Source organism: Flavobacterium sp. GW823-FHT04A11, from assembly GCF_058796535.1.
This window is the reverse complement of sequence record NZ_CM179503.1, coordinates 2,549,824-2,574,243: the sequence shown is the minus strand read 5'-3', so window position 1 is coordinate 2,574,243 and position 24,420 is coordinate 2,549,824. Positions and strand designations below refer to the sequence as shown.

The 24,420-nt window shown below is 33.9% G+C and carries 24 protein-coding genes; 15 read left to right on the top strand and 9 right to left on the bottom strand.

All coding sequences use genetic code 11. The features are described 5' to 3' along the window. Positions 1–21: 21 nt before the first annotated feature. From nudK to AC3QL1_RS11010, 3 genes are all read left to right on the top strand, one after another. Positions 22–603, top strand: a complete 582-nt coding sequence (gene nudK / locus AC3QL1_RS11020; protein WP_492491312.1) for a GDP-mannose pyrophosphatase NudK — start codon at positions 22–24, stop codon at positions 601–603. A gap of 137 nt (positions 604–740) precedes the next feature. Next, on the top strand, positions 741–1,631 hold the full coding sequence (locus AC3QL1_RS11015) for a L,D-transpeptidase (protein ID WP_492491310.1): 891 nt from the start codon (positions 741–743) through the stop codon (positions 1,629–1,631). A 264-nt stretch (positions 1,632–1,895) separates the two neighbouring features. Then, on the top strand, positions 1,896–2,399 hold the full coding sequence (locus AC3QL1_RS11010; protein WP_492491309.1) for a hypothetical protein: 504 nt from the start codon (positions 1,896–1,898) through the stop codon (positions 2,397–2,399). A gap of 61 nt (positions 2,400–2,460) precedes the next feature. Here the strand turns inward: AC3QL1_RS11010 and guaB are convergent, their stop codons facing one another. The 4 genes from guaB to AC3QL1_RS10990 all read right to left on the bottom strand — a co-directional run bounded on the left by guaB (position 2,461) and on the right by AC3QL1_RS10990 (position 7,107). After that, positions 2,461–3,933, bottom strand: coding sequence for an IMP dehydrogenase (guaB, locus tag AC3QL1_RS11005; protein ID WP_492491308.1), 1,473 nt, complete (start codon positions 3,931–3,933; stop codon positions 2,461–2,463). Positions 3,934–4,208: 275 nt separating this feature from the next. After that, a complete protein-coding gene (locus AC3QL1_RS11000; RefSeq protein ID WP_492491306.1) occupies positions 4,209–5,609 on the bottom strand; it encodes a DUF5723 family protein in 1,401 nt (466 codons plus the stop codon). After that, a complete protein-coding gene (locus AC3QL1_RS10995; protein WP_492491305.1) occupies positions 5,606–6,217 on the bottom strand; it encodes a hypothetical protein in 612 nt (203 codons plus the stop codon). The genes AC3QL1_RS11000 and AC3QL1_RS10995 overlap by 4 nt, the downstream gene beginning before the upstream one ends. A gap of 23 nt (positions 6,218–6,240) precedes the next feature. After that, a complete protein-coding gene (locus AC3QL1_RS10990) occupies positions 6,241–7,107 on the bottom strand; it encodes a hydroxymethylglutaryl-CoA lyase (protein ID WP_492491302.1) in 867 nt (288 codons plus the stop codon). A 241-nt stretch (positions 7,108–7,348) separates the two neighbouring features. Between AC3QL1_RS10990 and AC3QL1_RS10985 the strand changes: the two genes are divergently transcribed. Together AC3QL1_RS10985 and AC3QL1_RS10980 are read left to right on the top strand one after the other, a co-directional pair. Beyond that, entirely contained in the window at positions 7,349–7,960 is a 612-nt protein-coding gene (locus AC3QL1_RS10985; RefSeq protein WP_492491300.1) for a hypothetical protein, read from the top strand. After that, complete coding sequence (locus AC3QL1_RS10980) at positions 7,957–8,673, top strand: DUF3307 domain-containing protein (RefSeq protein WP_492491299.1); 717 nt, start codon at positions 7,957–7,959, stop codon at positions 8,671–8,673. Before AC3QL1_RS10985 ends, AC3QL1_RS10980 begins: the two co-directional genes overlap by 4 nt. Here AC3QL1_RS10980 and AC3QL1_RS10975 read toward each other — a convergent pair. After that, a complete protein-coding gene (locus AC3QL1_RS10975; protein ID WP_492491297.1) occupies positions 8,659–9,693 on the bottom strand; it encodes a quinone-dependent dihydroorotate dehydrogenase in 1,035 nt (344 codons plus the stop codon). The two genes, AC3QL1_RS10980 and AC3QL1_RS10975, sit on opposite strands and share 15 nt — an antisense overlap. Before the next feature lie 419 nt (positions 9,694–10,112). On the opposite strand from AC3QL1_RS10975, the gene AC3QL1_RS10970 reads away from it, so the two are divergent. From AC3QL1_RS10970 to AC3QL1_RS10950, 5 genes are all read left to right on the top strand, one after another. Then, a complete protein-coding gene (locus AC3QL1_RS10970; RefSeq protein ID WP_492491295.1) occupies positions 10,113–11,336 on the top strand; it encodes an OprO/OprP family phosphate-selective porin in 1,224 nt (407 codons plus the stop codon). A 116-nt stretch (positions 11,337–11,452) separates the two neighbouring features. After that, a complete protein-coding gene (locus AC3QL1_RS10965) occupies positions 11,453–12,394 on the top strand; it encodes a DUF6515 family protein (protein WP_492491294.1) in 942 nt (313 codons plus the stop codon). Positions 12,395–12,498: 104 nt separating this feature from the next. Beyond that, positions 12,499–13,635 carry a formylglycine-generating enzyme family protein gene (locus AC3QL1_RS10960; RefSeq protein ID WP_492491292.1) on the top strand — a complete coding sequence of 379 codons (1,137 nt, stop codon included), beginning with the start codon at positions 12,499–12,501 and terminating at the stop codon, positions 13,633–13,635. A gap of 229 nt (positions 13,636–13,864) precedes the next feature. Next, on the top strand, positions 13,865–15,142 hold the full coding sequence (gene pepT, locus AC3QL1_RS10955) for a peptidase T (protein WP_492491290.1): 1,278 nt from the start codon (positions 13,865–13,867) through the stop codon (positions 15,140–15,142). A 1-nt stretch (position 15,143) separates the two neighbouring features. Then, positions 15,144–15,731: a YdeI/OmpD-associated family protein gene (locus tag AC3QL1_RS10950; protein ID WP_492491289.1), complete on the top strand. Its 588-nt coding sequence runs from the start codon at positions 15,144–15,146 to the stop codon at positions 15,729–15,731. A gap of 554 nt (positions 15,732–16,285) precedes the next feature. Here AC3QL1_RS10950 and yajC read toward each other — a convergent pair. The 3 genes from yajC to AC3QL1_RS10935 form a co-directional block, all read right to left on the bottom strand. Continuing rightward, positions 16,286–16,561, bottom strand: coding sequence for a preprotein translocase subunit YajC (gene yajC / locus AC3QL1_RS10945; RefSeq protein ID WP_302095177.1), 276 nt, complete (start codon positions 16,559–16,561; stop codon positions 16,286–16,288). Positions 16,562–16,688: 127 nt separating this feature from the next. Then, on the bottom strand, positions 16,689–17,600 hold the full coding sequence (gene nusB / locus AC3QL1_RS10940; RefSeq protein ID WP_492491288.1) for a transcription antitermination factor NusB: 912 nt from the start codon (positions 17,598–17,600) through the stop codon (positions 16,689–16,691). A 283-nt stretch (positions 17,601–17,883) separates the two neighbouring features. Further along, complete coding sequence (locus tag AC3QL1_RS10935) at positions 17,884–18,993, bottom strand: Glu/Leu/Phe/Val family dehydrogenase (RefSeq protein ID WP_492491286.1); 1,110 nt, start codon at positions 18,991–18,993, stop codon at positions 17,884–17,886. A 203-nt stretch (positions 18,994–19,196) separates the two neighbouring features. Between AC3QL1_RS10935 and AC3QL1_RS10930 the strand changes: the two genes are divergently transcribed. The 4 genes from AC3QL1_RS10930 (at position 19,197) to AC3QL1_RS10915 (ending at position 22,963) form a co-directional block, all read left to right on the top strand. After that, on the top strand, positions 19,197–20,975 hold the full coding sequence (locus AC3QL1_RS10930) for an ABC transporter ATP-binding protein (protein ID WP_492491285.1): 1,779 nt from the start codon (positions 19,197–19,199) through the stop codon (positions 20,973–20,975). 69 nt (positions 20,976–21,044) lie between these two features. Then, complete coding sequence (locus AC3QL1_RS10925) at positions 21,045–21,413, top strand: PUR family DNA/RNA-binding protein (RefSeq protein ID WP_026981839.1); 369 nt, start codon at positions 21,045–21,047, stop codon at positions 21,411–21,413. Positions 21,414–21,563: 150 nt separating this feature from the next. After that, the gene (locus AC3QL1_RS10920) at positions 21,564–22,394 is read left to right on the top strand and encodes an alpha/beta hydrolase (protein ID WP_492491283.1); all 831 of its coding nucleotides are present in this window, start codon (positions 21,564–21,566) and stop codon (positions 22,392–22,394) included. A gap of 23 nt (positions 22,395–22,417) precedes the next feature. After that, positions 22,418–22,963: an RBBP9/YdeN family alpha/beta hydrolase gene (locus tag AC3QL1_RS10915; protein ID WP_492491281.1), complete on the top strand. Its 546-nt coding sequence runs from the start codon at positions 22,418–22,420 to the stop codon at positions 22,961–22,963. Between the two features lie 99 nt (positions 22,964–23,062). Here AC3QL1_RS10915 and AC3QL1_RS10910 read toward each other — a convergent pair whose 3' ends face one another. Then, positions 23,063–23,398: a tRNA-binding protein gene (locus AC3QL1_RS10910; protein WP_492491280.1), complete on the bottom strand. Its 336-nt coding sequence runs from the start codon at positions 23,396–23,398 to the stop codon at positions 23,063–23,065. A gap of 115 nt (positions 23,399–23,513) precedes the next feature. Here AC3QL1_RS10910 and AC3QL1_RS10905 point away from each other — a divergent pair, with 115 nt between their 5' ends. Further along, positions 23,514–24,407: an alpha/beta fold hydrolase gene (locus AC3QL1_RS10905; protein ID WP_492491279.1), complete on the top strand. Its 894-nt coding sequence runs from the start codon at positions 23,514–23,516 to the stop codon at positions 24,405–24,407. Positions 24,408–24,420 lie beyond the last annotated feature (13 nt).

Sequence of the window (24,420 nt, the reverse complement as noted above, 5' to 3'; positions counted from 1 at the left end):
TTTATACAAAACATTTCTATTATGAAAAATCCAGAAATTAAAGTTACTGAAACTAAGTTATTATCAGACAATTGGTATGTATTAAATAAAGTAACTTTCGATTACCAAAAGAAAGATGGCAAAGTAGAATCTCATATTCGTGAAGTATATGACCGGGGAAACGGAGCGGCTATTTTATTGTATAATTCAGATAAAAAAACAGTAATCCTAACACGACAATTTCGTTTACCAACTTATCTTAACGGAAATAAAAACGGAATGATGATCGAGGTTTGCGCCGGACTTCTGGATCAGGATAATCCTGAAGAAGCTGTTATTCGTGAAACGGAAGAAGAAACAGGTTATCGCTTAAGCAAAGTTCAAAAAGTTATCGAAACTTATATGTCGCCGGGATCGGTAACGGAAATTTTATATCTTTTTGTGGGAGAATATGATGAAACAATGAAAGTGAATGACGGCGGCGGACTTGATGCTGAACAGGAAAATATTGAAGTTCTGGAATATACTTTTGATGAAGCGTATGCCATGATTGAATCTGGTGAGATTACTGATGCTAAAACGATTATGTTGCTGCAGCATGCGAAAATAAAGGGATTAATTTAGTTTTAACATTAGCTTTTAAAATTAATTTATATGAATATTTTTTTTACGAAATGTTAATCCAATAAACAATTGCAAAAATTCTGTAATTTATTTATGAGGCAAAAAAAATAACTTTACTCAACTAAAAAATCCCAATTATGAGAAAGTTATATTACACATCAAATATTTTGCTTTTATTAATTTTGACTCTGCTAATTTCTTGTAAAGAAAGCAAAACAACCAGAGATACTACAACTGAAAAAGCAAAACCGCATAAAACTATTGAATATAAAAAACCAGCTTCATCTGTTACTTTTCACTTTGAAAAAACAAAACAATGGCTTGAAGCTAATAAAAGCGATTCAACTAAATTAGATATTGTATACGCCTTAAACAGAACAGATAAAGCAAATTTTGCTAAAATGGATTCTGTTGTTATTCCTTCCGATTTTACTGGAGATCTACCTTATTATCTTCCATTTCCAGTTCATGTTTCTAACCTTGAAGATGTTTCAAAAGTGTTGATTTTTTCTTATCCAACGCAAACATTCGCTGCATACGAAAATGGCGAATTGGTTTATACAGGTCCAACAAATATGGGAAGAAAAAAAGATCCTACACCAACCGGATTATTTTTTACTAACTGGAAAGCCGAAAAAACAACCAGTACTTTTAATGACGAATGGGACTTAAAATGGAATTTTAATATTGAAAATAAACTTGGAGTTGGTTTTCACGAGTATGAATTACCCGGATATCCGGCTTCGCATTCTTGTTTGAGATTACTTGAAAAAGATGCAAAATACCTATACAAATGGGCAGATGAATGGATTTTGAAAGATAAAGAAAATGTAAAAGTAAAAGGAACTCCGGTTATTGTTTTTGGATCTTATCCTTTTGGCGATCCAAAACCTTGGTATGCATTGGTTAATGATCCAAAAGCATTGGACATTTCAGAAGCTGATTTAGAAAAAGAAACACAGCCTTTTATTCAAAAAATATTAGACAATCAAAAAGTAAGAACTGGCGAAGAAGCGGTTTCTCCATAAAAAATATATTTCTACACTGAAAAAGCTAATGCAATTTTATAAGATTGTATTAGCTTTTTTTATTTTATTCTAAAGAAAAAAGCTGCTGAGAATTACAAAATTTTTTGTTTCATACAGATTTCGCAGATTTAAGCTGATTTGCATAGAATTAAAATTGCTCAGTTTGTGAAATCTGCATGAAACAAAATCTCCAAAATATTTTACATCAAGTAATATTTATTTGCTACTTTCGTTCTATATAATTACCCAAACTTTAAATATAAAATGTCAAAAAAACTACTATTCCTATTTTTAATATCCGGTTTTATTGCAATAGGACAAAATAAAAAGAATTCAAAATTAGAGACTTATACTAGTCGCAAAGAAGTTTATAATATAAAATACAATCCTGATCGCTGGATTAGAAGTACAGATTCTATTGATTGGGATGTGCAATTTCACGATAAGTATAATTTAGTAAATGCCTATTTTATTGAATATGATTACTTTATTACAGATAAAAATCTTAAAAGCACCATTCAGGATGAATACAAAGAATTTGGAAAGATTAAAAATCTAAAAATTTATAAAAAGAAAATAAACGATTTAACCGTTAATTATTTTGAATGCGAGTTAGATTACAATGACATTCTCTACAAATATCAAGGTTTTATCTACAACGGAAAAGGCGGTTCTATACAAATGCAATATGGCGCTCAGGCCGAAGCAATTGAACCTAATCAAGGTTTGATAGATGAACTGAACAACGGGATTTCAATCATTGAGTAAAAACAAAAAAGGCATAAGAAACTAAATCTTATGCCTTTGTTTTTATATTGAAAGCTAAAAATTATCTTGAATAATTTGGCGCTTCTTTTGTAATAGTAACGTTGTGCGGGTGACTTTCCGTAATTCCACTTGACGTAATTCTAACAAAACGTCCGGATTCCTGTAAAGTTGGAATATCTTTTGAACCACAGTATCCCATTCCGGCACGAAGACCTCCAATAAACTGAAGCATACTTTCGTTTAATTCTCCTTTGTAAGGAACACGACCCACAATTCCTTCCGGAACTAATTTTTTAACATCGTCTTCAACATCCTGGAAGTAACGGTCTTTTGAACCAGTTTGCATTGCTTCAACAGAACCCATTCCGCGGTAAGATTTGAATTTTCTTCCTTCAAAAATAATCGTTTCTCCCGGAGATTCTTTTGTTCCTGCTAATAATGAACCTAACATTACACAGTCAGCACCGGCAGCAATTGCTTTCGGAATATCTCCTGTATAACGAATTCCACCATCAGCAATAACCGGAACTCCTGTTCCTTTGATAGCTGCAGCAACTTCCAAAACTGCAGAAAATTGAGGGAAACCAACACCTGCAACAATACGGGTTGTACAGATAGAACCTGGTCCAATCCCTACTTTTACTCCATCTGCTCCATTTTCTACTAAATATTTTGCAGCTTCCGGAGTAGCGATGTTTCCTACGATTACATCAATATTTGGGAATTTTGATTTTATTTGTTTCAATGTATTTACCACACCTTCAGTATGTCCGTGTGCTGTATCGATAATAATGGCGTCTACACCGGCAGCAACTAATGCTTCGGCTCTTTGCACTGCATCGCCTGTAACTCCAATAGCAGCTGCAACTCTTAAACGACCAAAAACATCTTTGTTAGCAATTGGTTTTTGAGTTAATTTGGTAATATCTCTAAAAGTAATTAAACCAACTAATTCGTTATTTGCATTTACAACCGGTAATTTTTCGATTTTGTGTCCTTGTAAAACTACTTCGGCTTGTTCCAGTGAAGTTCCTTCGGCAACGGTTACAAGATTTTGACTTGTCATTACTTCAGCGATTGGTCTTGCTCCGTTTTTTTCGAAACGTAAATCACGATTTGTAACAATCCCTTTTAAGATTCTGTTTTCGTCAACGATTGGAATTCCGCCAATTCCGAATTCTTTCATGGCGTTTTTTGCGTCTGCAATTGTAGAGTTCATTGGTAAAGTTACCGGATCGATAATCATTCCTGCTTCTGCACGCTTCACTTTTCTAACCTTCGCAGCTTGTTGCTCGATGGTCATATTTTTATGTAAAACACCAATTCCGCCTTCTTGCGCCATAGCGATTGCCATTGCACTTTCGGTAACGGTATCCATAGCAGCTGATACTATTGGAACGTTTAGTGTTATGTTTCTTGAAAATTTTGATTTGATACTCACTTCGCGAGGAAGCACATTCGAGTAGTTAGGTACTAATAATACATCATCGTAAGTTAAACCTTCGCCGATGATCTTGGAGTTGTGTGCTATCATGTTGCAATTTCTAGTTGAATTGCGTGCAAATATAGTGAATAAATTGGAAACTTGAATACTAACCTATTCATAAATTTATATTTACAGGAAAGGACTTACAAATAATGAGGTTCCAAAATTAAAATTCCAAATTCCAATTGGTGGGCTATTTTTTACCATAAGCGCGTTCTCGACTCCGCTCGAACTGACAGTCGTATTAGTAAAACTAACAGCAATTATATGAACTTATATAACTTATATGGTGAAAAAATTAACATCTATATGGTTCAAAAAATTTACTCTTTAGGATCCTGAAAAATGAAATTGAAGCCGAATTGAAAAGCAATACTGTTGGCCTTCGAGACATCTTTATATTCAAAAACATTATCGACGAGGGCATAAATATTGAATTTTCCAATTGTTCCCGAAAGTCCTAATCCGATGTTTGTTTTTGAATAAGCGTCAAAAGTATAAGTGGCTTTGACGTCTAATTTTTCAAAAATACTGCGTTGATAAAAAGCCGTCAACGCTACAAAAGGTTCTCTTGGCATACTCATTATAAACAATTGACCTCCAACAGAATTCATGTATCTTCGATTAACAGATCCCTTGCAATTGCAGTCATCATCAGATCTTGATTCTCCAAAGGAATATTGCAATGAAGAATAAAATTTTACCGGTCGCCAGGTGGTGTATTTATTATAAAGTGTGTCTCGCGGAATGGCTTCTTCAAATTCATCAAAAACATTTTCCGGATCATCCGAAGTATCGAAATTCGGGTTTACGCCTTCATATTTATATTGTCCAATATAGGTTAATGTTTCGATGTCTTTGGTCTGATTTATAAAACCAAAATCTACAATGCTGGCCGTAAATTGAAGATTATCTTTAAAATAATACGTCAATCCGGCATCTAAACCCAAACCTAAACTTCCGTTAAAAAAGGTATTATTGGCGATGTCTTTTGCAATATTTCCATCATATTCATCTTTTGTAAAAGTCGAAATTCCTGAAGTTTTAAGCTCTAAATGAGACGAGATTTCCTGATTATAAATATTTGGTGATCCAACGCTTTGACCAGTGTAAATATGACCTGAGTTTTTAGTCGATGTAGCATTGGCACCGCTAGAATAAATTTTGGCACGACCGCCCAAGACCAATTTCTCGCTCATTTTTTTATGAAATCCTATATGGAATACCGAAAGAACTTCGGCTCGAAGACTTAAATCAGCTAAATCGAACGCTTTACCAATATGATTCTGATTTCCGTCTAATGCTAAAATACCCAAATCTTTTGGCACATACATTAAAAAATCGAACTCCTGATATGCTCCAAATGAAATATAAGAATTACTGTCTTTTCCGCCAACTCTAAATCCTCCCGAGAATAATTCAAGTTGTTGGTTTACATGGGTTTTATCTTTGCCGGATGATTTATTAATAATATTGCGGACTTTATCATTAAAATCGACTCCGTTATCTGCAAACAAATCATAAGCTGAAAAACTGCTCGAGCCTAAATTTGCCGAAACTCCTGATAATAACGGAATTCCGAAATAATATTTATACGAAACATCAGCGCCGGGATTTACCAGAAGCGATTGCGGAATTGCCGTAAAATTATACAGAACTTCTTTGTTTTGAGAAAAACAAGAAAGCTGAAAAACGACCAGCAGTATCAGGTAAGTTTTTCTCATTGTATTTCCATATAAACGGTTGCACTTGAACGCAATTTCAAATTGCCCGGACTATTTTCATTTAATGGTGGACCAGACGCTATTCTGACAATAAAACCAATTTTAGTGGCTTGTTTTAAAAGTTCCAGCCTTTGATTTTCAAATACTTCCGTTGGATATTTTATGATATTAGAACCACCTGTATAGGCCGGAATTTGAAAAGTACTGGTATCGAGAATGTCGCCATTATCATTGAGCAATAATATGGCAACAGAAAATGCCCTGTTAATGGTATTTTCTATTTCAAAATTAAATTCCGCCTTTTTTAGATGCTCATTAAAAAATTTATTTTTTAATGCATCAAAACCATCTACATCAAATGCGACCTGCCCTTCTCCGTTGTCAATAATTTTATTGGCTGGAAGATTAAAATAGGCCAGATTAGCGACCACAACAGGTTCTAATTTTAAATCCTCAACCTGATCAAAATCTAAATCGCTTGAGCATGAAAAAAATAGAAAGGCTGCAATAAAAATTGTATAAATTCTGCTGGTAACATGTAATTCCATGGCTAAAAATATCTTCGGACAATAAAAAACAACGCTGATTTTGTGTATCTTATTATCCATGAGTAGTAAATATACTACTTTTTTTAATGATATTTGCCAAATAATTTTGAAGCTTCGTTATAGGCACTTTCAAAGCTTAAAGAATTTAAACCTGTAGTTTTTTTATTGGAAGTAAAGTAAGAAATGAGTTTTTCCGTAGGCATATTTCCGGTTAGTTTATCTGTTGCCATCGGGCATCCGCCAAAACCCTGAATGGCACCATCAAAACGTGTGCAGCCGGCTTTTGATGCTGCATCTATTTTTTCAAACCAGGTTGTGGGCGTGGTATGCAAATGCGCACCAAACTCTATTTGAGGATATTTCGGAATCAAATTTGAAAAAAGATAAGTAATCACTTCCGGCGTCGAAGTTCCAACTGTATCAGAAAGTGATAAAATTTTTACTCCCATTTTGGAGAGTTTTTCTGTCCACTCCCCTACGATTTCCACATTCCACGGATCTCCGTATGGATTTCCAAAACCCATGGAAAGATACGTTACGACTTCTTTATTTTTTTTGTCGGCAATTTCAAGAATTTCTTCCAGTGTTACCAAAGATTCTGCAATGGTTTTATGCGTATTTCGCATTTGAAAATTCTCAGAAATAGAAAAAGGAAATCCTAAATATTGAATAGGTTCATGCTCTGAAGCAATTGCCGCGCCTTGTGTATTGGCAATGATAGCCAGCAATTTACTGGTTGTTTGAGACAAATCTAATTGCGCCAAAACTTCGGCTGTATCCTGCATTTGCGGAATCGCTTTTGGGGAAACAAAACTCCCAAAATCAATGGTATCAAACCCCACTCTAAGCAAAGCTTGTATGTACGAAACTTTATTCTTGGTTGGAATAAACGTTTTGATACCCTGCATGGCATCGCGTGGACATTCGATAATTTTGATTTCTTTATTCAAAGCTTATTCTTTTGTGAAGGCTAAGTTAGTTTCTTTTTTAAAGAAATAAAAGTTATAATTTTCTTTATTAAATTATTACACAATATGGTAATCATAATATATATTACCAAAAAGCGTAATAAAATTAAATATTACCAAAATTGGTAATAAATATAATTATTACCAAAAAGCGTAATAATTAAAAAATATTATATATATTTGTAATATAAAGTTTATTTATTTTTAATTATATTTGAATAATATGACGAGCATAATTACAGGTGACATAATTGGTTCAAGACAACAAAAATCAAAAAACTGGGTCGAAGGGTTAAAGAAAATTTTATCTCCTTTTGGGAAAACGCCAAGTCAATGGGAAATTTATCGTGGTGATGAATTTCAGATAGAAATAAAAAATCCCGAAGAAGCTTTATTAGCTGCAATTCTGATAAAAGCACATTTAAGGGCAATAACGCTGGATGCCAGAATGAGTATTGGTTTTGGAGAAAAAACGCATAATGCAAAAAAAATTTCCGAAAGTAACGGTTCTGCTTTTATACATTCAGGTGAACTTTTTGAAACTTTAAAAAAACAAAAAGTGACTTTAGCAATGCGATCCGGCGACATTATTTTTGATGAAAGAATGAATCTGATGATTCAGCTGGCCTTAACGTTTATGGACAACTGGTTAGTACAATCGGCAGAATTTGTGGCTCTTGCTATAGAAAATCCGGGTTTATCTCAAGAAGAACTGGGACAAAAACTGGGCATTAATCAGGCTGCTGTTAGCCGAAGACAAAAACGGGCCCAATTTGATTTGGTTATGAATTTAGATCGTTATTTTAGAACACAAATAAAAGAACTCACATTATGATTTTATTTATAAAACTACTTTTAGCACATTTATTAGGCGATTTTATTTGGCAGCCAAACGCGTGGGTTGCAGATAAAGAAGCTAAAAAACACAAAAGTATTTATTTATACCTTCATATTCTTTTACATGGATTTTTGGCAGCCATTTTAGTGTGGGAAATTCAGTTTATTCCTTACGCTGTTTTGATTGCCGTTTCGCACGGAATCATTGATCTTATCAAATTAAATTTCCAAAAAAGCAGCACAAAACGTACATGGTTTATTGCAGATCAAATTGCGCATATTTTAGTTCTAATTGCAGTTGTATTATTGTATCAAAATAAAACCATTAATTTTCTTTGGTTCGATAATCAATTTTGGATTTTGATAACAGGATTTTTACTGATTACAAAACCAACTTCTATTTTCATTAAAACCATAATTTCTATCTGGAGTCCTGAAAATCAAGATAGTCATCAGGATAATTCACTTGCCAATGCAGGAAATTATATTGGTATTCTCGAACGATTGTTTGTATTTGGTTTTATCCTAACCGGACATTTTGAAGCTATTGGCTTTTTATTGGCCGCCAAATCTATTTTCAGGTTTGGAGATTTAAAAGAAGCCAAAGACCGAAAACTTACCGAATATGTTTTAATTGGTACTTTAATAAGTTTTGGAGTCGCAATAGTTATCGGACTTCTGGTACAGGCATTGTTTTTACAATTGTTTTAAAATCTTTTTGTTGATTGCTTTTATCAACGCAGGACCTTCATAAATAAAACCGGTATACAATTGCACTAAACTTGCTCCCGCATTTAGTTTTTCGATAGCATCATCTGCAGAATGTATTCCTCCTACTCCAATAATTGGGAATGCTTTATTGCTTTTTTCAGAAAGAAAACGAATCACTTCGGTAGAACGTTTCGTTAATGGTTTTCCTGATAATCCTCCCATTTCAGACTGATTTTGAGATTGTAATCCGTCTCTAGAAATAGTGGTGTTTGTGGCAATTACGCCCGCAATCTGCGTTGTTTTTACAATATCTATAATATCCAATAATTGTTCATCTGTAAGATCCGGAGCGATTTTTAGCAGAATTGGTTTTACTTTTTGACTGCTTGTTTTTTGCTTTTCTACATTTCTGTTTTGCAAAGTCTGCAACAAAGCTGTTAAAGGTTCTTTATCTTGTAAAGCTCTTAAATTTGGCGTGTTTGGCGAACTTACATTGACCACAAAATAATCAACATGATCAAATAAGGCATCAAAACAAATGATATAATCGTCAACCGCATTTTCGTTTGGCGTTACTTTATTTTTTCCAATATTTCCGCCAATTAAAACTCCTGAATTCTTTTTTAAGCGTTCTACAGCTTCCAGAACTCCGCCATTGTTAAAACCCATTCGATTAATAATGGCCTGATCTTCTTTTAAACGAAACAAACGTTTTTTTGGATTTCCTTCCTGACCAACCGGCGTAACAGTTCCTATTTCGATAAAACCAAAACCAAAGTCTGAAAGTTCTTTGTACAACTTGGCATCTTTATCAAAACCAGCCGCAAGTCCAACCGGATTTTTGAATTTTATTCCGAAAACTTCACGCTCTAAACGGGTATCTTTTACTTCGTAAATAGATTTTATAATTGATGAAACTCCGGGAATTTTTGATATGAATTTAACGAATGAAAAAGTAAAATAATGGACTTCTTCTGGATCAAACCAAAAAAGTATCGGGCGAATTATCAATTTATACATAAGAGTTGTTGTGTTATTTTTTCGGTTGCAAATTTAATTATAATACTTGAAAATGGCTCTTTTTTACAAAAACAAATAATAAGAGTTTTCAAATCAATTTCTAAAAATTCAAAACCGATTCGGGAACAGCATAACATTCTAAATATAAATCAATTATAAGATAAGTCAATTTTACTCTTTAAAAACTTCGACACATTTACAAATGAACGTCACCAGCCAAAATTAAATTTTTAACGTTGCAAGTTATAAAATGAAACAACCTCAGGAGTTTCAACAGACTTTTTAGATCATTTAATACTTAATTTTGAAATAATTAAGAAAATTCTTGTTTCGGAATATTCAGCATTGATTTTATAGTGAAATTAAGAACCTAAATTAAGGTGGATTGAATCATCAAATTGGATTAATAAATCATGTTCATGAACATCCAAAATAAAGCCATAAGCCATTTCAAAAGATATTTGCCGACAATCTTGTTGTTATTTTTTTGTATTTCAGGATTATCACAGCAAATAAAAGATACGACTAAACTCATTCATTTTAAATATGGTGAGAAAGGAATTGAGTTACGAACCAACGACAATAAATTTCTTTTTCAGCTGCAAAGCCGTTTACAGTTTCGGTTTTCAACACCAAACGATCAGGATCCGTTGACTTATGATGATTATAGTCAGGACAAACAGACGACTTTTAAAATCAACAGGGCGCGGCTAAAAGTAGGCGGTCACGCTTTTGAACCCTGGCTAAATTATTATTGGGAATATGAATTGAGTCAGTCGAATTTGCTCGATTTTAGAATCATGGTCGAAAAATACGAATGGCTGAGTTTAAAAGTCGGACAATGGAAAGTAGAATTTACGCGGGAACGTTTCATCAGCAGCGGTGAACAACAAACTGTAGACAGGTCTTTAATCAATCGTCCGTTTACAGTCGATCGCCAAATGGGCGCTGAATTGTACGGACATCTGAAAGGAAAAGGGATTGCAGATTTTAATTATTGGGTAGCAGCTTTAACGGGAACCGGAAGAGGAAATACCACAAACGATGATAATAACCTAATGTATTTTGGACGTGCCCAATGGAATTTTCTGGGAAGATTTCTTGATTTTGAAGGAAGCGATTTAGAATTTCATGAAAAACCAACGCCAATTATTGCTTTTTCTGCCATTACAAACAGAAGCCCTTATACCCGATTTTCACAATCCGGCGGTGGTTATTTAGATGGTTTTGAAGATGGCGCTCCGGGACAATATCGTGTAAACCAATGGAATTTTGAAACTGCTTTTATGTATCGTGGATTTTCCTGGCAAAGCGAATGGCACACGAAAGAAATCATTGATAAGCTGGATAATAATGAAACTACGGTAATGAAAGGCTATTACGCTCAGGCCGGATATTTTTTCCATAATGCATTTGACTGGTGGCCAAAAAAGTTAGAAATGGCTGGAAGATATGCAACTTACAGACCCGACAATGCTATTCGGGACAATTTGCAAAATGAATCTACTGTTGCGTTTAACTGGTTTTTTAACGGTCATAAAAACAAACTCACGACAGAAGTGAGCTATTTTGATTATCAGGATAAAACATTGCCTCTGGCGCAGGGCTGGCGTTTTAGAATACAATGGGATATTTCATTATAAGAATATATCTTATTTATTTTCAAATATATAACGCAAATAAAAATTAAAATTCAGCTTGATTTTTTGTTATTGATTATCCTTTTTTTAATAATTTTAATATTCCTAAAGAACTGAAAATGAAAAGTATAAAAAAAACTCTTAGTAAAATTGCGCTTGTGTGTTTCGTGGGATCCTTTTTTTTGATTTCAATTGATAGTAACGCACAAAGGCGTGGCGGCGGTGGCGCAGGTGTTCACAGACCAGGAGGAGTTACAAAAACGAGACCTGTAACTCAGCGACCTGCGACTCAAACAAGACCTGGTTCTTCCGGTTCAGGAGTTAAAAAACCTGCAAATACTGTAACAAGACCTTCCAATACTTCAAAAGTGGGAGACAGAGCTACAAATACGAATAGAAACAACAACAATAATATTGGCAACAGAAATACCAATATTAGCGGCAATACAGTTAACAGAAACAGGAACAATGTCAACATTAATGTAAACAATAGTATACACGTTCAAAACAATCGCAATACTATTGTAAGACCCGGACCAAGACCTTATGTGCGCCCTCCTTATGTATACGGCGGTTACAGATATCGTGCTTATAATCCTTATTATTTTCATCCGTACAGACCTTTTTACTGGGGTCCGGTTTGGCATCCGTGGGGATTTTTTGTCGCTACTCTGGCCGTAACCGCAATTGTAGTTAGCGTTGAAAGTACCCAATATCATTATGATCAGGGAGTTTGGTACACGCCAACAAGCGGAGGTTACACTGCAGTACCTGCGCCGGTTGGAGGAACTGTAAACAATATTCCGAGTGGTGCCGAAACGGTCAATACCGGAACCGTCAATAATTATTATTACGGAGGAACGTATTACGAAAAAGACGGAAGCACTTATAAAGTCGTCGCGCCAACAGCCGGAACTCTTGTAGATAATTTGCCAGAAGGCGGTGAAGAAGTTACTATAGGCGACGTAAAATATGTGAAATTTGGCGAAACTTATTATCAACCCGTTAAAGTTGACGGTAAAGACAAATATGAAGTTGTTCAGGTTGAGGAAGATAAATAAAGAATTACTTTTATTTTATTAACCCTATAGAGTATATAGAATAATTTTTTAACTTTGAACTGATTTTATTGCCTTGCACTACTTTCAAATTAAAATCGACTACCATGAAAAATAAAACCTATTGGATCTTAGCCGTATTAACCATTTCGATAATTTCGATTGCATTTGGTTACACGAAACTTATTCCAAAAGATAAAAAACAAGATCTGGCTGCAAAAGATTGTACGGAAACTCCGCATGCAACGGGCGAAGCTGTTTTTAAACCGACAATTGAAAATAAAAACAAACCTTCGGGTAAAGCACCAAAAGGAATGGTTTGGATTCCCGGAGGAGAGTTCTCTATGGGAAGCAATGTTGAAGATGAAAGTTTATGTAGCATTAAAGGAATTACCAAAGATGCTGCACCAATTCATCGCGTTTATGTTGATGGTTATTTTATGGACCAGACCGAAGTTACAAACGAGCAATTTGCAGCTTTTGTAAAAGCGACAGGTTATGTAACGTTGGCGGAGAAAAAACCAACGCACGAAGACTATCCAGATGCTCCCTTAGAAAATTTAATAGCAGGATCGGCAGTTTTTACGCCAACTCCGGCAAGCGTTAATTTAAATAATTACATGCAATGGTGGACCTATGTTGCCGGTGCAGACTGGAGACATCCTGAAGGCCCGATGAGTTCTATTATTGGCAAAGAAAAATACCCTGTTGTACAAGTATCTTATGATGATGCCGCTGCTTACGCAAAATGGGCAGGCAAAAGATTACCAACCGAAGCAGAATGGGAATTTGCAGCCCGTGGCGGAAAATCAGGACAATTGTATGCCTGGGGAAATAACTTAAAACCTAAAGGAAAATTTCAGGCGAATATTTATCAGGGACATTTTCCTATTGAAAAAGGCGATACCGGCGAAGATGGTTATATTGGCTCAGCACCAACAGCTCAATTTGAACCAAATCCTTATGGACTTTACGATATTGGAGGAAATGTCTGGGAATGGACAAACGATTGGTATACGCCGGATTATTATACTATTTTAAGCGAAAGCGGACAAGTTACTAAAAACCCAAAAGGTGCTGAAAAAGCATATGATCCTGCAGAACCAGGCTTACTTAAAAAAGTGCAGCGCGGCGGCTCGTTTTTATGTACAGATCAATATTGCTCGCGCTATATGGTAGGCACAAGAGGAAAAGGCGATTATCAATCTCCGGCAAATCATATTGGTTTTAGATGTGTGCAGTAGGTTTTTTTGCCACTAATGACACTAATTAGCACGAATTAATTTTAATATAAATCCAATTTCAAGAATTAAGTTTTGAAATTGGATTTATAATTTTTTGTCATAACTAATTTTAAATTAGTGAAAATTCGTGAAATTCGTGGCAAACTTTTTTAATTAATTTTTCCGATTTCCATAATTTACATCGATCAAACGCCTGATTATTTACTTATATTTGCTAAAAACTAAAGAAATGCAGCATATTATAGATCGTTTTATCAGTTACATAACTATTGATACTGAATCAGACCCGAACTCACAAACTACACCAAGCACAGAAAAACAATGGAATCTTGCCAATAAATTAGTCGAAGAACTAAAAACAATTGGTTTGCAAGATGTTACTATAGATGACAAAGCCTATATCATGGCAACTTTGCCAAGTAATGTAGAACATGATGTGCCGGTAATTGGTTTTGTTTCGCATTTTGATACTTCTCCGGATTTTAGCGGAGCAAATGTAAAACCTCAGATAATTGAAAATTACGACGGAAAAGATATTGTTTTAAACGCAGAGAAAAACATTATTTTATCTCCAAATTACTTCAAAGATTTATTGCAATATAAAGGTCAAACAATCATTACTACCGATGGAACAACTTTGCTTGGCGCCGATGATAAAGCCGGAATTACTGAAATTGTTTCTGCAATGGAATATTTGATTCAGCATCCGGAAATTAAACACGGAAAAATCAGAATTGGTTTTACTCCTGATGAAGAAATTGGCCGTGGCGCACATCATTTTGATGTTGAAAAATTTGGCGCTCAATGGGCTTATACCATGGACGGAAGTCAGATTGGCGAATTAGAATATGAAAATTTTAATGCGGCTGCAGCCAAAGTTACTTTTAAAGGAAAAAGCGTGCATCCGGGTTATGCCAAAGGAAAAATGATCAATTCGATGTTAATTGCGAATGACTTTATCAATGAACTTCCAAAAGGAGAAACGCCACAGGAAACAAAAGGATATGAAGGATTTTTTCACGTTCATCATTTAAATGGAAGTATTGAAGAAACAGTTTTAGAATTGATTATTCGCGATCACAACAAAATCAAATTTGAAAAAAGAAAAGATTTAATCGAAAAAATTGCCAAAAAAATCAATAAAAAATTCGCCAAACAATTTGGTGAAGATATTGTAACTGCTGAAGTTAGAGATCAGTATTATAATATGAAAGAGAAAGTGCTTCCGGTAAAACATATTGTTGATATTGCCGAAAAAGCAATGCGCGAATTAAACATTAAGCCGATCATAAAACCGATTCGTGGCGGAACTGACGGATCGCAATTGTCATTCATGGGATTGCCTTGCCCGAATATATTTGCGGGTGGACATAACTTTCACGGAAAATACGAATATGTTCCGGCAGAAAGCATCCAAAAAGCGACTGAAGTAATTGTAAAAATTGCTGAATTAACGGCAATTGAGGGAGCCTTTGATACAACCGAAAAACCTAAAAGAAAAAGATAAATTGGAACCGAATTCTGAGAAAAAACATGTTTGGGACAAAGTCAATAAATGGGAAGAAGAACTTCTTTTCCTAAAATCCATTATTGACAAAACGGAACTGGTTGAAACCATAAAATGGGGCGCTCCTATTTATGTGTACAACAAAAAAAATGTTATTGGAATTGCAGGATTTAAAGATTATTTCGCCATTTGGTTTCTAAACGGAGTATTTCTTAAAGACGAGAAAAAGAGACTTATTAATGCTCAGGAAGACAGAACAAAATCAATGCGTCAATGGCGTTTTACTTCAAAAGAAGAAGTAAACGAAAAAGAAGTTCTGGAATATATTTTAGAGGCAATCGAAAACGAAAAACAGGGAAAAGTTATAAAACCTTCAAAAAAAGAGACGATTGTTTCTGAGCTTCTTCAAAAGGAAATGGACAAAAATCTGGCTTTAGCAGCAGCTTTTCAAAAATTTGCCCCTTACAAACAATATGAGTTTTTAGAATATATTGAAACTGCAAAACAGGAAAAAACCAAGTTAACGAGAATCGAGAAAGTGATTCCGATGATTTTGGATAATATTGGTTTGAATGATAAATACAGGTAAAATTTAAATTCCATTTTTTAATCCCGAAGCTTCGGGGCCAAATTCCAATCGCGATAGCTATCGGAACTTAGCGAAGTCGAAGAGTTAACCTTTGTCAAAGTTTAAAACTTTGACAAAGGTTTTTTTTGCGGTTAGTCTTTGCGATGAACGAAGCAATCTCATTTGCTGGGTCGTGTATTGCTTTAGATAATATGTAGTCCCTACGGGACATTTTGCTTTCGGTGTAAATTTTTCTACCAACATGTAATTCCTAACGGAATATATCTTGCATAAATTAAATGTTTAAAAAAATCCTCAATTCATTATTACCACTATTCAACCCATGAAGTACACCTCGTAGAGATTAAATATTGGTAGAAAAAAAATATACCGTCATGAAAACTGTCCCGTAGGGACTACACAATACCGTGAAACAAAAAATATTTGATGCAGCACATGAGATTGCTTCGTTCCTCGCAAGGACACATTGTGCTTCATAATTATAAAACAAAAAAAATCCCAAACTCCAGTTTTGGAATTTGGGATCTTATTAATTGAAATCTTCAAAAAAAAAATTACGCTTTTTTATTCAAAGCAGCGCTCATTTCCATAGAAATTGCTGAACGCTCTAATTTTAATTTTCCAGACATTGTTTCGATTACAACTGTAGTTTCTGCAAGTTCCACCACTTTACCGTGAAAACCACTTTTAGTAATTATTTTGTCACCTACTTTCAGGCTGCTTTCAAATTCTTTTTCGTTTTTTGCTCTTTTTTGTTGTGGTCTGATCATGAAGAAATAGATCACTACAAACATTAATAGAAATGGCGCAAATTGAGTTAATTGTCCCATAATTTAATTCTGTTTTTGATTTGATTTATTATTAATATTTTATTTTCTTGAATTTCGCTCCTGATAACTATTAGTATTGGAATTTGGTCCCGAAGCTTCGGGATTAAAATTTGGATTTTTAAAAAATTTACATCAACCCTCTTCCCACTTTCACCATTTTTTTATTGGCTTCAAGTTCTTTTACAAGGTTATCTAAAATTCCGTTGATAAAAATACTGCTTTTTGGTGTAGAATATTCTTTTGCAATTTCTAAATATTCGTTCAGCGTAACTTTTACCGGAATTGAAGGAAATTTTAAAAATTCGCAAATTGCCATTTTTAAAATGATCGTGTCAATTTCAGCAATTCTTTCGCTGTCCCAGTTTGGAGTTTTATCATCGTATTCTTTTGCGAAAATCGATTCGTTCAAAACTGTTCTTCTGAACAAATCTTTTGCAAAATCTTTATCTTCAACATCTTTATACAATTTCGGAACTCTGAAATCGTCCGGATCTTCCGTTTTAATTGCTTTCAATTGTTTGATAATATGTGTATTTACAACCGGAATATCATCAACCCAGGTTAATTTATCGTCTTCTAAATACTCATATAATTTTTCATTTGGAACAATAACTTCTGCAAACAAATCAATTACAAATTGTCTGTCTTCTTCAAAAGTATTTTTTGTAGTGCTCATGTATTTTGCATACAAATCACTTGCTTTTATATCATTTAAAAGTAAAATGATATAATCGTCGTTTAATGACCAGTTGTTGATTTTGCGATTTTCCAAAGCAATACTAAGTGAATTACTTTCGGCAAGAAGTTGAAAAATTTTGTTTTTGATAAATTTTTCATTCGGATTACGTTCTGCAGCAGTTGCAAGATGTTTTTTGCTTGAAAGATGTAAAAAAACCGATTCTTTTTTGCAAATTTCAATCAATGAAGAAAGCATTATAAGATATAAATCCTGAATATTATCAATGCTGTAAAAAAGAAATTTCTCTTCTTTTTCCATATTATCAGAACCGCTTTGATGCATTGCATAAATGGATTGCATTACTTTAACGCGTATGTGTCTTCTATTTACCACCTTGTAAGAACATTTAAAAATTAGTCTGCAAAATTAGGGATTTCAATCCTGATATTAAAATTAATTCGCGAAAAAGTCACAGTTTTCAGTTTCAGTTTTCAGTAATTTAGAAACCGTATAAAAAGTCGCAGTTTACGGTCGCAGTTTTCAGTGATATCGAAACCGCATAAAAAAAGTCTCAGTAATCAGTCACAGTTTATATTGCAAACTGAGACTGAAAACTGAGACTGAGACTTTAAACTATAAAAAATTACTTCTTAGCAGCGTTTTCAATTTTTCTCAAATCGATACGATTTTGAGCAATTGTAAGCGCAGCTTTGTGCGTTGTCATTCCGTTTTTCACGGCGTAGTCGATAATTTCTAACGTTGTGTTGTAGATATTTTCGGTTTTAGACATAATTTCAGCTTTACCATAATGCTCTAATTCAGCATAAACATTGATAATTCCACCAGCGTTGATTAAGAAATCAGGAGCATATAAAATTCCTCTTTCCTGTAATCTTGGTCCGTGAACATTTTCGTCAGCTAATTGGTTGTTGGCAGCACCAGCAATTACTTTAGCTTTGATTTTGTTTACTGTACTATCATTGATTGTTGCTCCCATTGCACATGGCGCATAAATATCAACATCTGCAGTATATAAATCTTCACCTGTATAAATTGTTGCGTTGTATTTTTGCGCAACTTCGTATAATTTTTCTTCGTTGATATCAGCAATAGTTACGATCGCTCCTTCTTTAGTTAAATATTCAACCAAAGCTTCACCTACGTGACCAATTCCCTGAACCAAAACTTTTTTACCGTCTAATACATCAGAACCAAATTGGCTTTTTGCAGCCGCTTTCATTCCTAAATAAACACCGTAAGCCGTTATAGGAGAAGGATTTCCAGATCCGCCTCTTTCTTCAGAGATACCTGTAACATAAGGCGTTACGTCTCTTACCGTGTCCATGTCTTTTGTTTCCATTCCAACATCTTCAGCTGTGATATATCTTCCGCTTAAAGAGTGAACAAATTCACCAAACTTACGCATCAATTCTGGTGTTTTTTGCGTTTTGGCATCACCGATAATTACTGCTTTTCCACCACCAATATTAAGTCCGGTAATTGCAGATTTATAAGTCATACCTCTTGAAAGACGCAAAACATCGTTTAAAGCTTCCCATTCAGTATTATAATTCCACATTCTAGTACCTCCTAAAGCTGGACCCATAACCGAATTATGAATACCAATAATTGCTTTTAAACCTGTATCTTTGTCATTGCAAAATACAATTTGTTCGTGATCGTCAAAAGATAACTGACCAAAAACAGGATCCATTTTTTGAAGTTCCTTTCCAGTTGCGAAAGTTGCGTCCATAGCGTTACTGTTTATTTGTTAAAATTATGAATTTGTCAAAAAGACATCTCAAACTTAATCAAAAAATAGACTTACGCTAATTTTTTATCTTTAAAATAACAATTACACAATATTTTTATTTTGATTTAATTACACTTTATTATAAATTTAATTAAGAATAATTCACAAAATCAAATATAATCAATATTGAATCTCTTAAAAAAATGAAAGAATTAAGCTATTTAAACAAATATTTTATTAAATATAAATACAGTTTTTCGTTTGGAATTTTAATAACCATAATCGCACAAATTTTTTTCTTATTCACTCCAAAACTCGTCAGTCACTCTTTTAATGTGATCGAACGGTTTTTAAAATTGTCTGATGCCGATCAAAAATCTGCTATTATTATCAATTATTATAAGCAGGATTTAATTCATAATGTACTGCTAATCATTGGAAGTGCAATTGTTGCCGGTTTCCTGACGTTTTTAATGCGCCAGACTTTAATCGTCATGTCGCGTCATATTGAATTTGATTTAAAAAATGAAGTTTTCAAACAATATGAAAATCTTTCGCAGAATTTCTACAAGCAAAACCGCACCGGAGATTTGATGAACCGCATTAGCGAAGACGTTTCAAAAGTTCGTATGTATGTTGGCCCGGCGGTCATGTACACGATAAATACCTTTATTCGTTTTGCTATCGTTATTATATATATGTATAATGTTTCGCCTTTGCTGACTTTGTACACTATTTTACCGTTGCCGATTCTTTCGTATTGTATTTTTAAACTGAGTTCAGAAATTAATAAACGAAGCACGACTTTCCAACAATATTTATCTAAAGTTTCGAGTTTTTCGCAGGAAATATTTTCAGGAATCCGCGTTATTAAAGCGTATTCCCTAGAAAATCAACATCAAAATAATATGGTGGCTCTTGCCGATGAAAGCAAAAGAAAAAGTTTAGATTTAGCGAAAGTACAATCGCTTTTTGGACCTTTAATGATTGCCTTAATCGGAATTAGTAATTTGGTTGTGATTTATTTTGGAGGCGTAATGTATATCAACGGATCAATTGCCAATATTGGTACCATTGCCGAGTTTATTTTATATGTAAATATGTTAACCTGGCCAGTTGCTTCTTTGGGATGGGTTTCATCTATGGTTCAGGAAGCTGAGGCGTCTCAAAAACGATTAAATGAATTTTTGAAACTTCAGCCTGAAATTAAAAACAATAATGAAAATTCATCTGATATTCAGGGTTCGATTGCTTTCGAAAATGTGAGTTATACGTATGAAGATACCAATATTGAGGCTTTAAAAAATATTACTTTTTCTGTAAAAAAAGGAGAAACTCTGGCAATTTTAGGAAAAACAGGTTCCGGGAAATCAACTATTTTATCTTTGATTTCGCGTTTGTATGATGTGACCGAAGGAAAAATTACAATTGATCAAAATGAAATAAGCACTTTAAACTTAAATGATCTTCGAAATAATATTGGAATCGTACCTCAGGATGCTTTTTTATTTTCGGATACTATCAAAAATAACATCAAATTTGGGAATCAAAACGCCAGCGACGAAGAAGTTATCTGGGCTGCAAAAAGCGCTGTGGTTCACGATAATATCATTGCTTTCAACAAACAATACGACACTATTTTAGGAGAAAGAGGCATTACACTTTCCGGCGGACAAAAGCAGCGTGTGTCGATTGCAAGGGCAATTATTAAAAACCCTGCAATTTTACTTTTTGATGATTGTTTGTCTGCTGTTGACACTGAAACTGAGGAAACTATTTTGAATCATTTATTCGAAATTTGTAAAGATAAAACTACAATCATTGTCAGTCATCGGGTATCTTCAGCTAAAAATGCCGACAAAATCATCATTCTGGAAGACGGTAAAATTATACAACAAGGCTCTCATAATCAATTAATAAATCAGGAAGGCTATTATGCATCGTTATATTTAAAACAACTTTCGGAAAAAGAATTACTTTAATTGTTGTGTAATCGATAATTTTTTATGATTTTTGAGTACTATTAATTCCAAAAAATGATAGAACGTATTATGAGAGAAAATGACATGTTAGAAAAAGAAGAGATTTTTTCTAAAGTATTACGAGCAGGAAGAAGAACTTATTTCTTTGATGTAAGAGCTACTAAAGCAGACGATTATTATATCACGATTACAGAAAGTAAAAAATTTACCGAAGAAGACGGTTCTTTTCATTTTAAAAAACACAAAATTTACTTGTACAAGGAGGATTTTGGTGCTTTTGCCGAAATACTGGAAGAAATGACTTCATACGTTTTGAACCACAAAGGCGAAGAAGTAATCTCTGAAAGACATCAAAAAGATTTTAAAAAAGAATATGGTTCTGATAAACCTGAAGGCCAAAGATCAAGCTTTACAGATATCGATTTTGACGATATTTAGTCCGATATAACTTTTTAAAAGTACGAGTCCAATATGTCCAGCATTTTGGACTTTTTTTATATATAAATTTATTATTTTAGATTGCAGAGTTTAGATTTTAGATTTTCTAATTGTCTGAAAATCTCCAATTGGTAATTCAATATTAAAAAAATGAAAAAATTAATTCTCTCACTTCTTTTATTATTTATTGGAATTTCATCTTTTGCTCAAAAGACAGAATACGAAATCAAAACCAATATTCAATATTATAATGCTGCAGTAAATAAGTCTGACACTTATATTAATGAAAGATGTGTTCTCGATATTTATTATCCAAAAAACACAAAAAACTTCGCAACCATAATTTGGTTTCACGGAGGAGGATTAACCGGAGGAAGTAAAGAAATTCCCGAAGCATTAAAAAACAAAGGTTTTGCTATTATCGGCGTTAATTACAGATTATCTCCAAAAGTAAAAGCTGCAAAAGCGATTGAAGATGCGGCTGCAGCAATTGCGTGGACATTTAATACGATTGCCAGCTATGGCGGTGACACTTCGCAAATTTTTGTTTCCGGACATTCTGCAGGCGGTTATCTGGCTTTGATGACTGGTTTGGATAAAAAATGGCTGCAAAAAGAAGGAATTGATGCTAATAAAATTGCAGGACTTATTCCGTTTAGCGGTCAGTGTATTACCCATTTTGAAATTAGACGAGAAAACGGAATTCCGGAAAAACAACCTACAATTGATGCTTTTGCACCGCTTTTTTATGTTCGTGCCGATGCTCCGCCGCTTTTATTAATTACCGGAGATCGCGAACTCGAAATGTTAGGCCGATATGAAGAAAACGCCTACATGGCGCGAATGATGAAATTATCCGGACATAAAGAAACCAAACTTTATGAGCTGGACGGATATGGTCACGGAATGACAGAACCGGGTTTTCCGTTGCTGGTAAACGAAGTAAACCGCATTTTAAAAGAGAAGCAAACCAAGAAATAATAATCAAAAATAAATCCACGGCAATGGAAACTAACTTATTAATATTACCCGGATTAGGGAATTCAGGCGACAAACACTGGCAAACTTTTTGGCATAAAAAATTCGAAAATTCAACCCGAATAGTTCAGGACAATTGGGATGAACCTGTTCGCGAAGATTGGATAGAACGACTGAATGAAGAAATTGCAAAACTTGATAAACCAACCATTTTGGTAGCGCATAGTCTGGCGGTTTCATTGGTCAATCATTGGGCGGCATCAAACAATAATAAAAATATTGTTGGCGCATTATTAGTCGCTCCTGCCGATGTAGATTCACCTCAACATACTCCGGAAATTATTAGAAATTTTGCTCCAATGCCAATTTCGAAATTGCCATTTCCGTCCATAGTCGTAGCGAGTGAAAACGATCCGTATGCTTCTTTCGAAAGAAAAAAATATTTTGCAGAAAAATGGGGAAGCGATTTTGTGAATGTCGGTCAAAAAGGTCACATCAACTCTGATTCTGATTTAAAATATTGGGAAGAGGGACAATTGATTTTGCAACAGTTAATTGACAAAATTTCGTAATTTCAGTAAATTTTTAGTTTTCAGTCTCAGTCTCCGTTTTCAGTTTGAACTGAGACTGAAAACTGAAAACTGAGACTGAGACTGCGACTGAAAACTAATTTAACCAATTCTCAATCCGTTTTCTATTTTAAAATCGGGAGATAATAAAATAACGTCGCCCTCCTTGCCTATTGCACCAAGAACCAGACATTCGCTCATGAATTTTCCAATTTGTTTTTTAGGAAAATTGACTACTGATATGATTTGTCGGTTTAATAAATCTTCTTTTTTGTAATGTACTGTTATTTGTGCCGATGATTTTCTGATGCCGATTTCTGCACCAAAATCAATTGTAAGCTGATACGCCGGTTTTCTTGCTTCGGGAAAATCATTTACTTCTATAATTGTTCCCACACGCATATCGGTTCTTTCAAATTCACTCCAGGTTAAATCCATATTTATAATCTATTAATATTGTAAGTATTACAATAAATTCTATAACTTTTTTTGACGTTTCAGCTTCTAATTTTACAAATGTAAATGAATAAGCTAACAATTAAAAAAATATAAAATGGAAAATGTTTTAACCAATAACAGCCCATCTCTTAGAGAATTAAATTGTGATATTTCGATACAATGCACAGATAAATATATAGAAACAGATCCAAATGTAAAATTATATGTAAGAGATTATGGAAAAGGAAAACCTGTGATTTTAATTCATGGCTGGCCTCTTTCTAATGAAATGTGGGAGTACCAAATTGACTTTTTAGTACAAAATGGCTATAGAGTTATTGCATACGACCGTCGAGGATTTGGAAAATCTTCTCAGCCTTGGGAAGGGTATGATTATGATACTTTGACAGATGATTTAAAAGAAATTATTGAGCAGCTACATTTAGAAGATGCTACTTTGGTAGGTTTTTCTATGGGCGGCGGCGAAGTTGTTCGTTATTTTAGTAAATATGGCGGAAAAGGCGTTACAAAAGCAGCGTTGATTTCTTCTGTAGTTCCATTTTTACTGAAAACCAACGATAATCCTGACGGACATCCAAAAGAAAAAAGTGATAATACGGCAAATGCAATTAAAGAAGACAGAATTGGTTTTGTAGACAATTTTGGTAAAACCTTTTTTGGTATCAATATCATCAACAAACCTTTAAGCACGCCTTTGATGGAATATTACAGAATGTTGTGTTCTTTTGCTTCGCCAAGAGCGACTTTAAAATGTGCTGAATCTTTTTCTTATACTGATTTTAGAGACGAATTAGATTTTGTAAAAGTTCCAACTTTAATTATTCATGGAGATGATGATAAAATTGTTCCAATTGAATTAACATCAAAGAAAACCGCAGAAGCTATTCGTCAAAATACTTATATTGTTTATGAAGGCGCACCACACGGGCTATTTTATACACATAAAGACAAATTAAACAACGATTTACTGGATTTCTTAAATTCATAAATCTTCTATATAT

Excerpts from the sequence above, each read along its gene's own strand:
- nudK (WP_492491312.1), top strand. The coding sequence starts at position 22 with ATGAAAAATCCAGAAATTAAAGTTACTGAAACTAAGTTATTATCAGAC.
- AC3QL1_RS11015 (WP_492491310.1), top strand. The coding sequence starts at position 741 with ATGAGAAAGTTATATTACACATCAAATATTTTGCTTTTATTAATTTTG.
- AC3QL1_RS11010 (WP_492491309.1), top strand. The coding sequence starts at position 1,896 with ATGTCAAAAAAACTACTATTCCTATTTTTAATATCCGGTTTTATTGCA.
- guaB (WP_492491308.1), bottom strand. The coding sequence starts at position 3,933 with ATGATAGCACACAACTCCAAGATCATCGGCGAAGGTTTAACTTACGAT.
- AC3QL1_RS11000 (WP_492491306.1), bottom strand. The coding sequence starts at position 5,609 with ATGAGAAAAACTTACCTGATACTGCTGGTCGTTTTTCAGCTTTCTTGT.
- AC3QL1_RS10995 (WP_492491305.1), bottom strand. The coding sequence starts at position 6,217 with ATGGATAATAAGATACACAAAATCAGCGTTGTTTTTTATTGTCCGAAG.
- AC3QL1_RS10985 (WP_492491300.1), top strand. The coding sequence starts at position 7,349 with ATGACGAGCATAATTACAGGTGACATAATTGGTTCAAGACAACAAAAA.
- AC3QL1_RS10980 (WP_492491299.1), top strand. The coding sequence starts at position 7,957 with ATGATTTTATTTATAAAACTACTTTTAGCACATTTATTAGGCGATTTT.
- AC3QL1_RS10975 (WP_492491297.1), bottom strand. The coding sequence starts at position 9,693 with ATGTATAAATTGATAATTCGCCCGATACTTTTTTGGTTTGATCCAGAA.
- AC3QL1_RS10970 (WP_492491295.1), top strand. The coding sequence starts at position 10,113 with ATGAACATCCAAAATAAAGCCATAAGCCATTTCAAAAGATATTTGCCG.
- AC3QL1_RS10965 (WP_492491294.1), top strand. The coding sequence starts at position 11,453 with ATGAAAAGTATAAAAAAAACTCTTAGTAAAATTGCGCTTGTGTGTTTC.
- AC3QL1_RS10960 (WP_492491292.1), top strand. The coding sequence starts at position 12,499 with ATGAAAAATAAAACCTATTGGATCTTAGCCGTATTAACCATTTCGATA.
- pepT (WP_492491290.1), top strand. The coding sequence starts at position 13,865 with ATGCAGCATATTATAGATCGTTTTATCAGTTACATAACTATTGATACT.
- yajC (WP_302095177.1), bottom strand. The coding sequence starts at position 16,561 with ATGGGACAATTAACTCAATTTGCGCCATTTCTATTAATGTTTGTAGTG.
- nusB (WP_492491288.1), bottom strand. The coding sequence starts at position 17,600 with ATGCAATCCATTTATGCAATGCATCAAAGCGGTTCTGATAATATGGAA.
- AC3QL1_RS10935 (WP_492491286.1), bottom strand. The coding sequence starts at position 18,993 with ATGGACGCAACTTTCGCAACTGGAAAGGAACTTCAAAAAATGGATCCT.
- AC3QL1_RS10930 (WP_492491285.1), top strand. The coding sequence starts at position 19,197 with ATGAAAGAATTAAGCTATTTAAACAAATATTTTATTAAATATAAATAC.
- AC3QL1_RS10925 (WP_026981839.1), top strand. The coding sequence starts at position 21,045 with ATGAGAGAAAATGACATGTTAGAAAAAGAAGAGATTTTTTCTAAAGTA.
- AC3QL1_RS10920 (WP_492491283.1), top strand. The coding sequence starts at position 21,564 with ATGAAAAAATTAATTCTCTCACTTCTTTTATTATTTATTGGAATTTCA.
- AC3QL1_RS10915 (WP_492491281.1), top strand. The coding sequence starts at position 22,418 with ATGGAAACTAACTTATTAATATTACCCGGATTAGGGAATTCAGGCGAC.
- AC3QL1_RS10910 (WP_492491280.1), bottom strand. The coding sequence starts at position 23,398 with ATGGATTTAACCTGGAGTGAATTTGAAAGAACCGATATGCGTGTGGGA.
- AC3QL1_RS10905 (WP_492491279.1), top strand. The coding sequence starts at position 23,514 with ATGGAAAATGTTTTAACCAATAACAGCCCATCTCTTAGAGAATTAAAT.